Raw genomic sequence first — 12,971 nt, forward strand, 5'->3', positions numbered from 1 at the left:
CTCCTGATGCAAAAAGGGCCGGATTCCGGCCCTTTTCTTTTGCAGTTGCAGATAAGTGAACGTTGCGACAAGGCGCGTTTACCGCTACCTTAAACCTCATTCTTTTTGACCCCGACGGCGGAGCCTCGCCCCTTTGAAATACCTCGTTTCTTTCCGTACTACGCTAAAAGTTTCTCGCTATCTGTTTCGGGCGCTGGCGCTATTGCTGTGGCTGCTGGTGGCGCTGTTTTCGGTGTTTTACATCGTTAACGCGCTGCACCAGAAAGAGTCCGAGATCCGCCAGGAATTTAATCTCAGCTCCGATCAGGCTCAGCGCTATATCCAGCGCACCTCGGATGTGATGAAAGAGCTGAAGTACATCGCTGAGAACCGCCTGACGGCGGAGAACGGGGTGCTCGCCACGCGCGGGCGCAATGACAAAGCCGAAGTGCCGGATTTCGAGCCGCTGTTTCCGGACTCGGACTGCTCGGCAATGGGCAGCACCTGGCGCGGCTCGCTGGAATCCCTGGCCTGGTTCATGCGCTACTGGCGCGATAATTTCTCTGCCGCCTACGATCTCAACCGCGTGTTCCTGATTGGCAGCGACAACCTCTGCATGGCCGATTTCGGCCTGCGGGACATTCCGGTTGAGCGCGACGATGCCCTGAAAAGCCTGCACGAGCGCATCGTTAAGTACCGCAACGCGCCGCAGGATGAGCGCGGCAACAACCTCTTCTGGATAAGCCAGGGGCCGCGCATGGGCGTGGGCTATTTCTATGCCCTGACGCCGGTCTACCTCGGCAATCGCCTGCAGGCGCTGCTGGGCATTGAGCAAACCATCCGCATGGAGAACTTCTTCACGCCAGGCAGCCTGCCGATGGGCGTCACCGTGCTGGATGAAAACGGCCACACGCTGATCTCCCTGACCGGGCCGGAAAACCGCTTAAAAGTTGACTCCCACTGGATGCAGGAGCGCTCGTGGTTTGGCTATACCTCCGGCTTCCGCGAGCTGGTGCTCAAGAAAAGCTTGCCGCCGTCGTCACTTAGCATTGTCTACTCGGTGCCGGTGGATCTTGTGCTGGAGCGCATTCGCATTCTTATCCTGAACGCCATCATCCTTAACGTGCTGGTCGGGATTGCGCTGTTCACCCTGGCGCGAATGTACGAGCGCCGGATCTTTATTCCGGCGGAAACCGACGCCCAGCGCCTGGAAGAGCACGAGCAGTTTAACCGCAAGATTGTGGCCTCCGCGCCCGTCGGGATCTGTATTTTACGTACCCAGGACGGCACCAACATCCTGAGTAACGAGCTGGCCCACAACTACCTGAACATGCTGACCCACGAAGACCGCCAGCGGCTGACGCAAATCATCTGCGGGCAGCAGGTTAACTTTGTCGATGTGCTGACCAGTACCCACACCAACCTGCAAATCAGCTTTGTGCACTCCCGCTATCGCAATGAAAACGTGGCGATTTGCGTGCTGGTGGACGTCTCGGCGCGCGTGAAGATGGAAGAGTCGCTACAGGAGATGGCGCAGGCGGCGGAGCAGGCCAGCCAGTCGAAATCGATGTTCCTTGCCACCGTCAGCCACGAGCTGCGCACCCCGCTGTACGGCATCATCGGTAACCTGGATCTTCTGCAAACCAAGGAGCTGCCGAACGGCGTTGAGCGCCTGGTGACGGCCATGAACAACTCGTCGAGCCTGCTGCTGAAAATCATCAGCGACATTCTCGACTTCTCGAAAATTGAGTCCGAGCAGCTGAAAATCGAGCCGCGCGAGTTCTCCCCGCGCGAGGTAATGAACCACATCAGCGCCAACTACATGCCGCTGGTGGTGCGCAAGCAGCTTGGCCTGTACTGCTTTATCGAGCCGGACGTGCCGCTTACCCTGCACGGCGATCCGATGCGTTTGCAGCAGGTGATTTCCAACCTGCTCAGCAACGCCATTAAATTCACCGACATCGGCTGTATCGTTCTGCACGTCTGCCGGGCGGGGGATTACCTGAGCATTCGCGTGCGCGATACCGGCGTCGGCATTCCGGCGAAAGAGGTGGTGCGTCTGTTTGATCCGTTCTTCCAGGTCGGCACCGGCGTGCAGCGCAACTTCCAGGGCACCGGTCTGGGGCTGGCGATTTGTGAAAAGCTGATCAGCATGATGGACGGGGACATCTCGGTGGATACCGAGCCCGGCATGGGCAGCCAGTTCACCATCCGTATTCCGCTCTATTCGGCGCAGTATCCGGTGAAATCGACCGTCGACGGGCTGAACGACAAGCGCTGCTGGCTGGCGGTTCACAACGCGTCGCTGAATGATTTCCTCACCTCGCTTCTGGGCAATAGCGGAATGCGCGTGTCGAACTACGAGGGCCAGACGCCTGACGCTGACGATATGCTGATAACCGACGGCGAGCTGGAGCAGGCGTGGCCGGGAAGAGGCGTGGTGACCTTCTGCCGTCGTCACATTGGCATTCCCCTTGAGCGTTCACCGGGCGAGTGGGTACACAGCGTGGCCACGCCGCACGAGCTGCTGGGGCTGCTGGCGCGAATTTACAGCGTCGAGCTGGAAGAGAACAGCGGCGCGACGGCGCTGCCGTCACCGGACGCCCTGGCGTCGCTTAACGACGATATGATGATTCTGGTGGTGGATGACCATCCGATTAACCGCCGGCTGCTGGCCGACCAGCTTGGTTCGCTGGGCTATCAGTGCAAAACCGCCAACGACGGCGTGGATGCCCTGAATGTGCTGAGCAAGAACCATATCGATATCGTGCTCAGCGACGTGAACATGCCGAACATGGACGGCTATCGCCTGACGCAGCGCATCCGCCAGCTTGGCCTCACGCTGCCGGTGGTGGGCGTGACGGCGAACGCGCTGGCGGAGGAGAAGCAGCGCTGCCTGGAATCCGGCATGGACAGCTGCCTGTCGAAGCCGGTAACGCTGGACGTTCTCAAGCAGACGCTATCCGTTTACGCGGACAGGGTCAGGAAAACGAGAATATAAAAAAGGCCCGCAAGGGCCTTTTTGTTTGTTCTCCCTCTCCCTGTGGAGAGGGGCAGGGTGAGGGCATCAGGCCGCACACCCGCCGGGGATTAATCCTTGTCCGTCGCGCTCAGCGTAACGGATGAGAGGTAGTTCAGCAGCGCAATATCGTTATCCACGCCCAGTTTCATCATTGCTGATTTCTTCTGGCTACTGATGGTTTTGATGCTGCGGTTCAGCTTCTTGGCGATTTCGGTGACCAGGAAACCTTCTGCGAACAGGCGCAGAACTTCACTCTCTTTTGGCGACAGACGCTTATCACCGTAGCCACCCGCGCTGATTTTCTCCAGCAGACGGGACACGCTTTCCGGCGTAAATTTCTTGCCTTTTTGCAGGGCCGCCAGCGCTTTTGGCAGGTCGGTTGGTGCGCCCTGTTTCAGGACGATCCCTTCGATATCCAGATCCAACACGGCGCTTAAAATAGCCGGGTTGTTGTTCATGGTCAGAACGATAATCGAAATATCCGGGAAGTGACGTTTAATATATTTGATGAGCGTGATCCCATCACCGTATTTATCTCCCGGCATGGAGAGATCGGTAATGAGCACGTGGGCATCAAGTTTTGGCAGGTTATTGATCAGTGCTGTGGAGTCTTCAAATTCACCGACTACATTCACCCACTCGATCTGTTCAAGTGATTTGCGAATACCGAACAGTACAATCGGATGGTCATCGGCAATAATTACGTTCATATTGTTCATGTATAAGGCTACCTTGCTACAGCAAGCTTTTGACGTAAGCGTCAATGTCGCTGATGTATTTTTCAATGCCAGAGGCATCTTTCTCACGAATTAGATGTTCCAGCGTTTCACATAACTGCTTGCCGGGAACCAGATTAAGCATGGCAAACACCCCTTTAAGCCGGTGTGCTGTCTGCGCCAGCGCTGCAAAATCATTTGCGGCGGACTCAGTATACAACCGCTTAACATCATCTGGTACTGTATCAACAAAGAGTGAATAGTAGCCGCTGGCATGGAGTTCGGCATTTTCGTCACCGCCCAGAGGGGACTCCAGGATTTCTTCTTGCGCCAGCTGTTCTTCTATAAGTTGTAGTACAGCTTCCTGCATCGCATTGCTCATATTAAAGTTGACGCGCATCTGGCCTGGGCCGATTTTTCGCACGCCTGGCTCATCATCGCTTAAAAGCAAGCCCGAGGCAGTAAGATTAGACGGATTATCAGTTAAAAAGAGATCAAATTCTTGACTCGTGAGCCTTTCATCCGGCGTGATGCACGACGCGCCCCAGTTTTCTAACTGGCGAACCACAATGTTGCGGATCTCGTTTGAGGTCACATCCACCATGATTGTCACTTCGTCCAGCAGGCGCTCTTCATCTTCTTCCTGCGGATTCGCCGCCATTTTCACGTGCAGAGAATAGCGGGTGCCGAGCGACTCGCGCGCTTTAATATTCAGATGCCCGCCCAGCTTACGCGCCAGCTGATCGCTCAGCCAGAAGGTGAGGGCGTTAGCTTTGCCGTAATGATCGCCCTGAGTGTCGTTCAGGAAAGGGAAGTGCAGGTTATCGATTTCGCTCGCCGTCACCCCTTCGCCGGTATCCATAATGCGGAACGTCAGGCGATCGTCTGCGGATTCGTCGGTGCTGACTTCGAGCGTGACTTTGCCAATCTGCGTGGTGGTGACGGAATACTGGATCAGCATCAGCAGGATGCGGCGCAGCGCTTCGCGATCGCCATGGCGCTCATCGTTGGCCGGCAGGTGGTTGTTGATCAGCAGCTGCAGCCCTTTGCGCTTGATAACCGGCAGTACCTCAGGCACCACTTCGTCGATCAAATCCTGAATTGAGAAGAGGGTAGAGCTGCCTTTCCAGGTGTCATTTTCCAGCATGTTCGCCAGCTGAATTTCATCCACCAGACGCACCAGCGTATCGGCTTTGCTTGCCAGCTGGTGGCTTTCCGGCGTGCTGAGCGTTGCAGCCTGATTTGCCAGCGCTTTTAGCGGCGCCTTGAACGCCTCGCCAATGTTTTGCATGAACGCGGCGCGACCCTGCTGGTTTTTCTCGTACAGGCGCTGCGCCTGCTTGAGTTTTTTATTCACCAGCACTTCGCGATCCTGATCGCGAATAACAAAGATTTGCGTGCGGGAGGCGACCTGGCTGCGGAACTGTCGGATTTCGTACAGCTCGTTATTGATGGTGGCCTGAATCACCCCCTGGTGCTGATCCGCCATGGTGGTGATGTTCTGTAAATTCAGATGCGGCAGCAGGTGATCGGCAATCTTGTTGCTCATCACCGTGCGGTTTGCCTCCTGGTCGTGAACCAGCACGCCGAGCGGCAGCACGGACACAATCTCTTCATTCAGCGCCCGGAGGACGCGCAGCTCGTTGCTGGTTCCTGCGGAAACGGAGGCCGTTTCGCTCTGACGACCCGGCTGGAAACGGAAGGTGCTGTAGCCAAACAGCGCCAGCGCCAGCAGGCCGATATTCAGCAGCAGCGGCAGAAGAATGTTTTGCAGCGTATCCAGAAGCAATGTGCCGAACGGCACCTGCCATACCAGGCGCATCCCGGTGGAGTTTAGCGACGAGGCAATCTCAATCTTCGAGCCGTTAAAGGAGATGGCAACGCTTTCGGCTCCTTCTTTGTCCGGCGGCGTGCGCATATTCTGCGTGCTGTTATCCGGATCCAGACGGAAGCTGTCCAGCGGCATATCCGGCGGGATCAAATCGTTGATCGGCAGGTCAAACGCGACCACGGTCGCCAGATGTCCGGGCTGGTTGAAGGTGGTGCGCAGGGTAAAGTAGTGGCCGTTTTGCCAGGCCAGGCGGCGCAGGGAGGAGAAGCTCTCGCGCTCATCCAGGGCGTTGGCCTGCTGGAGCATTTCCGCGCGGCGCGAATCCACGATGTTGCCCACGGTGGATTCTTTAAACCCTGACGAGAGATCCTTTAGCGGCAGCGTTGAGACCAGGATCATGCTGTTGTCCTGGCCGTTCAGGTAGTACATCGACCACGGCACCGTTTCAGCGCCCCACAGGGTGTCGAGATACGACGAAATACGCTGGGTCATCTCAAGCGTGGCGCTGTCGTGGGAGCCAAAAATAAGCGCTTCGGTTTTGCGCTGCGGTTTTTCCAGGTAGTAGACGTCCTGCTTAAGGCGCGTTTCCTGTAAACCCTCACCCGACGAGGTGGAAGGCGCTGCAGCAATGTTGTCGTAAATCTGCCAAGTGGCGTAGCGCCAGGTATCAATGCGCTTATGCACCGCATGGGTGATATCTACGATCTGATAGCTTTTATCCTTCAGCCAGGCGTTAACCGCGCTTTGAACCATCACGCCCATCGTGACTAACAGCACGACGATCAATAAAAGAAAGAAACGGGTGATGCTCCCGGGGAGAAGGGAAAATTTGCTCGGGGCGGTAGTTTCAGTCTGACTCATTGATTTGTTAACCCGTTGTGGCCGCACTGTAAGGACGATAGGGCAGTATAAAGGGTAATACCTGAATTTCCAGCGTCGATACCGGTGAATAGCTGACTTTTTGCAGGGGGAATAGCCGCCGGGTGAGTGGAGTAAAGATGTACAAACAGTACCGGGTTGTACAAATAAAGCGCGGTTAGCCCAGGAAAATAGCACGAATTAACAAGAAATTAAGATTCAGGGCAATTGTGAATACAACGATATGATTTCAGGGGAGTTTAATTAATAGTCGTTATGATTTCCGGGCGGTAGCACAACGAGATTATATTTACGTAAAGAAAGGTAAAAAAAAACCGAATGCTTAGCATTCGGTAGAATTAGGGATAAACAGACATTCAAAGCTGAATGACGGTAATAAATAAAGTTAATGATGATAGCGAGAGTTATTTTAGTGATCTCAAGGAAATTTGTTTTGTCATTCAGTGCTGTAAGGATTATTCATATAAGTTATTGATTTTACAATAATCATAATTTCGTTTGATTATACGTGCGCTATTTTTAAGCGCTTCGTGCTTTGTAAAAGTTCCACTTTGTTTACATGCTGAAACATCTTGGTGGATAAATGAAACATCTTCAAAGTTTTCGTATCATATTCCCGTTGGATTATTCTGTATTTTTGAGGAGAATGAAATTGCCGATTGGTTAAGAGGGTTAACCAGTAAGCAGTGGTAATAATAAGGCATATAACAGAGGGTTAATAAAATGAAAGTTAAAGTACTGTCCCTCCTGGTACCAGCACTGCTGGTAGCGGGCGCAGCAAATGCGGCTGAAATTTATAACAAAGACGGCAACAAATTAGATCTGTACGGCAAAGTAGACGGCCTGCACTATTTCTCTGATGACGACGGCGCTGATGGCGACCAGACCTACGTGCGTTTCGGCTTCAAAGGCGAAACTCAGGTTAACGACCAGATTTCCGGTTACGGCCAGTGGGAATACAACATCCAGGCAAACGACACGGAAAGCAGCAGCAACCAGTCCTGGACCCGTGTGGCGTTCGCAGGTCTGAAGTTCGCTGAAGCCGGTTCTTTCGACTACGGTCGTAACTACGGCGTGATCTACGACGTAACCTCCTGGACTGACGTACTGCCAGAATTCGGCGGTGACACCTACGGTTCTGACAACTTCCTGCAGTCTCGTGCTAACGGCGTGGCAACTTACCGTAACCAGGACTTCTTCGGTCTGGTTGATGGTCTGAACTTCGCTCTGCAGTACCAGGGCAAAAACGGCAGCGTAAGCGGCGAAAACGACACCGGTCGTAGCACTCTGAAACAGAACGGTGACGGCTACGGTGCATCCCTGACCTACAACCTGGGCGAAGGCTTCAGCATCGGTGGTGCAATGTCTTCTTCCAAGCGTACTGCTGACCAGAACGACACTTCCGATCTGCAGCTGAAAGGCAACGGCGACCACGCAGAAGTGTACTCCGGTGGCCTGAAATATGATGCGAACAACATCTATCTGGCAGCGCAGTACTCTCAGACCTATAACGCAACGCGCTTCGGTGATTCCAAAACTGACGACGCTGATGCGATCTACGGTTTCGCAAACAAAGCGCAGAACTTCGAAGTGGTTGCTCAGTACCAGTTCGATTTCGGCCTGCGTCCTTCCGTGGCTTACCTCCAGTCTAAAGGTAAGGACATCGAAGGTTACGGCGACCAGGATCTGCTGAAATACGTTGACGTTGGCGCGACTTACTACTTCAACAAAAACATGTCTACCTACGTGGACTACAAAATCAACCTGCTGGATGACAACGACTTCACCAAAAAAGCGGGTATCGGTACTGATGATATCGTAGCGCTGGGTCTGGTTTACCAGTTCTAATCGCCAGTCAGTATTGCAAAGGGGGCCATCTGGCCCCTTTTTTTGTCATTTTTTGGGGTCTTACAATCCCCTGTTTTTGGTGTACTCTTGCCGCCCTGGCATGAGGATAATAACGAATGGATATGACTTTTTTACGCGCCAGCTTTCTGGCTAGCCTTTTTTTCCTGACTGCATGTGACTCTTCCACCCCTGCGGCGAAACCTGACGCGCCTGCGGCGACGGTGCTTGAAGGCAAAACGATGGGCACCTTCTGGCGCGTCAGCGTGATGAACCTCGACAGCGCGCGGGCGGATGAACTTCGCGGCAAAATTCAGTCACAGCTTGATGCAGACGACCAGCTGCTCTCGACCTACAAAAATGACTCCGCGCTGATGCGCTTTAACCTCTCCAAAAGCACCTCGCTTTGGCCGGTAAGCGAAGCGATGGCGGATATCGTCACCGAATCGATGCGCGTGGGCTACAAAACCAACGGCGCGATGGATATCACCGTGGGTCCGCTGGTGAACCTGTGGGGCTTTGGCCCGAACAAGCAGCCGGTGCAAACGCCCGACCAGGCCGCTATCGACGACGCCCGCGCGCGCACCGGGTTGCAGCACCTGACGGTGATTAATCAGTACGGCCAGCAGTATCTGCAAAAAGACATCCCCGATCTGTTTGTCGATCTCTCCACGGTCGGCGAGGGCTACGCGGCGGATCATCTGGCGGCGCTGATGACCGAAGAGGGCATTTCGCGCTATCTGGTCTCTGTCGGCGGCGCGCTGGTCAGCCGGGGGATGAACGCCAGCGGCAAACCGTGGCGCGTGGCGATCCAGAAGCCAACGGATCGGCAAAACGCGGTGCAGGCGGTGGTGGATATCAACGGCCACGGCATCAGCACCTCCGGCAGCTACCGCAACTATTACGAGCTTGACGGGAAACGCATTTCCCACGTTATCGATCCGCAAACGGGAAGCCCGATCCAGCACAATCTGGTTTCGGTGACGGTGATCGCCCCGACGGCGCTGGAAGCCGATGCCTGGGATACCGGGCTGATGGTGCTCGGCCCTGAAAAAGCCAAAGAGGTGGTGCGTCAGGAAGGGCTGGCCGTGTACATGATAACGAAAGAGGGCGACGGGTTTAAAACCTGGAGCTCGCCGCAGTTCCGCAGCTTCCTGGTGAGCGAACAGAATTAAAAAGCAAGGTTGCGGGTTTTTGTTCGCTGGCGCTCGGGCAAGGTATGAGTATGCTTGTAAGAGGAGCCGATGATGAAAAAACCAACCTTTAATACCGATGAGGATCGCTGGCAGGCCGTGGTTGCCCGCGATCCGCAGGCGGATAATCAGTTTGTCTTCGCCGTCCAGACGACCGGCATCTTTTGCCGCCCATCCTGCCGCGCCCGCCGCGCGCTGCGCAAAAACGTCCGCTTCTATCCCGATGCCGAACGCGCCGGGGAGGCCGGATTTCGCCCGTGCAAGCGCTGTCTGCCGGACAGGCCTGATCCTCAGGCGCAGAAGCTGGCGCGCGTCGAAAAAGCCTGCCGTCTGCTGGAGCAGGCATCGTCGATAACCCTTGAAGCGCTGGCGCAGGAGGTGGCGATGAGCCCGTTTCATTTTCATCGCCTGTTTAAATCGGTCACCGGGATGACCCCCAAAGCCTGGCAGCAGGCCGCCCGGGAGCGCCGCCTGCGCAGCGCCCTGGCTCAGGGGGAAAACGTTACCGAGGCGGTGCTGGCCGCCGGGTTCCCGGACAGCAGCACCTACTACCGCAGGGCCGACAGCGCGCTGGGCATGACCGCCAGACAGTACCGCAAAGGCGAAGCCGCCGTGCGCTACGCCATCAGCGACTGCACGCTGGGCCGCTGCCTGGTGGCGGAAAGCGAGCGGGGCATTTGCGCCATTCTGCTGGGTGATGATGACCCGGCGCTGGCGGCCGAGCTGCTGACGCTGTTCCCCCACGCTCGCCCTGAACCGACGGATGGCGCGTTCGCCCTGCGCGTCCGGCAGGTGATAGACAGCATCGAAGACAACGGCGTGCCGCTGGCGCTGCCTCTGGACATTCGCGGAACGGCCTTTCAGCAGCAGGTCTGGCAGGCGCTACGCGCGATACCCTGCGGCGAAACCGCCAGCTATCAGCAGGTGGCAAACGCCATCGGTAAACCGAATGCGGTTCGCGCCGTGGCGGGCGCCTGCGCGGCGAATAAGCTGGCGATTATCATTCCATGCCATCGCGTGGTGCGTAACGACGGGGCGCTCTCCGGCTATCGCTGGGGCACCGGGCGCAAGTCGCTGCTGCTTCGGCGCGAGGCCAAAACTCAGGAGGCGTAATGCTCGATCTTTTCGCAGAGTCTGAACCCTGGCAGGAGCCGCTTGCGCCGGGGGCGACTGTTCTGCGCCGCTTTGCACTCTCCCGCGTCCCGCAGCTGCTGGAGGGGATTGCCTCCGTGGCGGCCCGCGCGCCGTTTCGCCACATGGTGACGCCGGGCGGCTACACCATGTCGGTGGCAATGACCAACTGCGGTACGCTCGGCTGGGCCACGGACGCGCGGGGGTATGTGTATGCCGCACACGATCCGCTCACCGGTCATCCCTGGCCGCCCGTTCCCGATGCGTTTCAGGCGTTATGCCACGACGCCGCGGTGGCGGCAGGTTATCCCGACTTTGTCCCCGATGCCTGTCTGATCAACCGCTACGCCGTGGGCGCGAAGCTGTCGCTGCATCAGGATAAAGACGAGCCTGATTTGCGCGCGCCGATCGTGTCGGTCTCTTTAGGGCTGCCCGCGATTTTCCAGTTTGGCGGCCTGAGGCGTAACGATCCGCTCACGCGCCTGCTGCTGGAACACGGCGATGTGGTGGTGTGGGGCGGTGAATCGCGCCTGTACTATCACGGCATTCAGCCGCTCAAGCCGGGCTTTCACCCGCTGACGCAAGAATTTCGCTATAACCTGACCTTCCGTCAGGCATCGTATAGCGAATAAAAATAAGAATTATTCTTGATGTGAGCGCAGGGCAGTTTAAACTGCTGGCTGATTTTTATTGCCCGGATTGCTTTGCATGCAACTACTTCTTCTCGTCTGGCGTCAGTACCGCTGGCCCTTTATTGCCGTGATGGCCTTAAGCCTTGCCAGCGCCGCGCTGGGCATTGGCCTGATCGCGTTTATCAACGTGCGTTTGATAGAGATGGTCGACACCTCGTTGTCGGTGCTGCCGGAGTTTCTCGGGCTGCTGCTGCTGCTGATGGCGGTGACGCTGGGCTCCCAGCTGGCCCTTACCATGCTCGGACACCACTTTGTTTATCGCCTGCGCAGTGAATTCATCAAGCGGATCCTCGATACCCAGGTAGAGCGCGTGGAGCAGCTGGGCAGCGCGTCGCTGCTGGCGGGGCTGACCAGCGACGTCCGGGCGATCACCATTGCGTTTGTGCGTCTGCCGGAGCTGGTGCAGGGGATCATCCTCACCTTCGGCTCGGCGGCGTATCTGGCCTGGCTTTCCACCAAGATGCTGGCGGTGACCGCGCTGTGGATTGTGGTCACGATCTGGGGCGGCTATCTGCTTGTCTCCCGCGTGTATAAACACATGGCGGTGCTGCGCGAAACGGAAGATAAGCTCTACAACGATTACCAGACGGTGCTGGAAGGGCGCAAAGAGCTGACGCTGAACCGCGAGCGCGCCGAGCACATCTTCAACAACCTTTATATTCCGGACGCGCGCGAGTATCGCCACCACATTATTCGCGCCGATACCTTCCACCTGAGCGCGGTGAACTGGTCGAACATTATGATGCTCGGCGCCATCGGCCTGGTGTTCTGGATGGCAAACAGCCTGGGCTGGGCCGACACCAACGTGGCGGCAACCTACTCGCTGACGCTGCTGTTCCTGCGCACGCCGCTTCTCTCCGCGGTGGGGGCGCTGCCGACGCTGCTGAGCGCCCAGGTGGCCTTCAACAAGCTCAAGAAATTCGACCTCGCCCCGTTTAAGGCCGAGTTCCCGCGTCCCCAGGCGTTCCCGAACTGGAAAACTCTGGAGCTGCGCAACGTGTCGTTCCGCTACCAGGATAACGCCTTCTCCGTGGGGCCGGTGAATCTGACCATCCACCGCGGTGAGCTGCTGTTTCTGATCGGCGGCAACGGCAGCGGGAAATCCACGCTGGCGATGCTGTTGACCGGGCTGTATCAGCCGCAGTCCGGCGAGATCCTCCTCGACGGGAGGGCGCTGAACGCAGAGAAACCGGAAGATTACCGCAAGCTGTTCTCGGCGGTGTTTACCGACGTCTGGCTGTTCGACCAGCTGCTGGGGCCGGAAGGGCAGCAGGCCAACCCGGCGCTGGTGGAGAAGTGGCTGACGCATTTACAGATGTCGCACAAGCTGGAGCTGCAGGACGGCAAAATCCTCAACCTCAAGCTCTCCAAAGGGCAGAAAAAGCGCGTGGCGCTGCTGCTGGCGCTGGCGGAAGAGCGCGACATTATCCTGCTTGACGAGTGGGCAGCCGATCAGGACCCGCATTTCCGCCGCGAGTTCTATCAGGTGCTGCTGCCATTAATGCAGGAGATGGGCAAGACTATTTTTGCCATCAGCCACGACGATCACTACTTTATTCACGCCGATCGTCTGCTGGAGATGCGCAACGGTACCCTCACCGAGCTGACCGGAGAGGAGCGCGATGCGGCGTCGCGTGATGCGGTGGCGCGGACGGCCTGATGCCAATGTGCCGGGTGGCGGCT

At 56.8% G+C, this 12,971-nt stretch carries 8 protein-coding genes; 6 read left to right on the top strand and 2 right to left on the bottom strand.

What is annotated here, in order from left to right; all coding sequences use genetic code 11:
• The first annotated feature begins 133 nt into the window (after positions 1–133).
• On the top strand, positions 134–2,980 hold the full coding sequence (gene rcsC, locus AB6V08_RS05865; RefSeq protein ID WP_368541798.1) for a two-component system sensor histidine kinase RcsC: 2,847 nt from the start codon (positions 134–136) through the stop codon (positions 2,978–2,980).
• Between the two features lie 89 nt (positions 2,981–3,069).
• On the opposite strand, the gene rcsB is transcribed toward rcsC, so the two are convergent.
• On the bottom strand, positions 3,070–3,720 hold the full coding sequence (gene rcsB, locus AB6V08_RS05870) for a response regulator transcription factor RcsB (RefSeq protein WP_003859405.1): 651 nt from the start codon (positions 3,718–3,720) through the stop codon (positions 3,070–3,072).
• Between the two features lie 16 nt (positions 3,721–3,736).
• A complete protein-coding gene (rcsD, locus tag AB6V08_RS05875; protein ID WP_368541799.1) occupies positions 3,737–6,409 on the bottom strand; it encodes a phosphotransferase RcsD in 2,673 nt (890 codons plus the stop codon).
• 741 nt (positions 6,410–7,150) lie between these two features.
• On the opposite strand from rcsD, the gene AB6V08_RS05880 reads away from it, so the two are divergent.
• The 5 genes from AB6V08_RS05880 (at position 7,151) to AB6V08_RS05900 (ending at position 12,948) form a co-directional block, all read left to right on the top strand.
• Complete coding sequence (locus tag AB6V08_RS05880) at positions 7,151–8,275, top strand: porin OmpC (RefSeq protein WP_368541800.1); 1,125 nt, start codon at positions 7,151–7,153, stop codon at positions 8,273–8,275.
• Between the two features lie 116 nt (positions 8,276–8,391).
• Entirely contained in the window at positions 8,392–9,447 is a 1,056-nt protein-coding gene (gene apbE / locus AB6V08_RS05885; RefSeq protein ID WP_368541801.1) for an FAD:protein FMN transferase ApbE, read from the top strand.
• Positions 9,448–9,519: 72 nt separating this feature from the next.
• Positions 9,520–10,578, top strand: a complete 1,059-nt coding sequence (gene ada / locus AB6V08_RS05890) for a bifunctional DNA-binding transcriptional regulator/O6-methylguanine-DNA methyltransferase Ada (RefSeq protein ID WP_368541802.1) — start codon at positions 9,520–9,522, stop codon at positions 10,576–10,578.
• Entirely contained in the window at positions 10,578–11,228 is a 651-nt protein-coding gene (gene alkB / locus AB6V08_RS05895; protein ID WP_368541803.1) for a DNA oxidative demethylase AlkB, read from the top strand. Before ada ends, alkB begins: the two co-directional genes overlap by 1 nt.
• A 76-nt stretch (positions 11,229–11,304) precedes the next feature.
• Entirely contained in the window at positions 11,305–12,948 is a 1,644-nt protein-coding gene (locus tag AB6V08_RS05900) for a multidrug ABC transporter permease/ATP-binding protein (protein ID WP_368541804.1), read from the top strand.
• The last annotated feature ends 23 nt before the right edge of the window (positions 12,949–12,971 follow it).

Source organism: Enterobacter soli (genome assembly GCF_964208575.1).
Taxonomy (GTDB): domain Bacteria; phylum Pseudomonadota; class Gammaproteobacteria; order Enterobacterales; family Enterobacteriaceae; genus Enterobacter; species Enterobacter soli_A.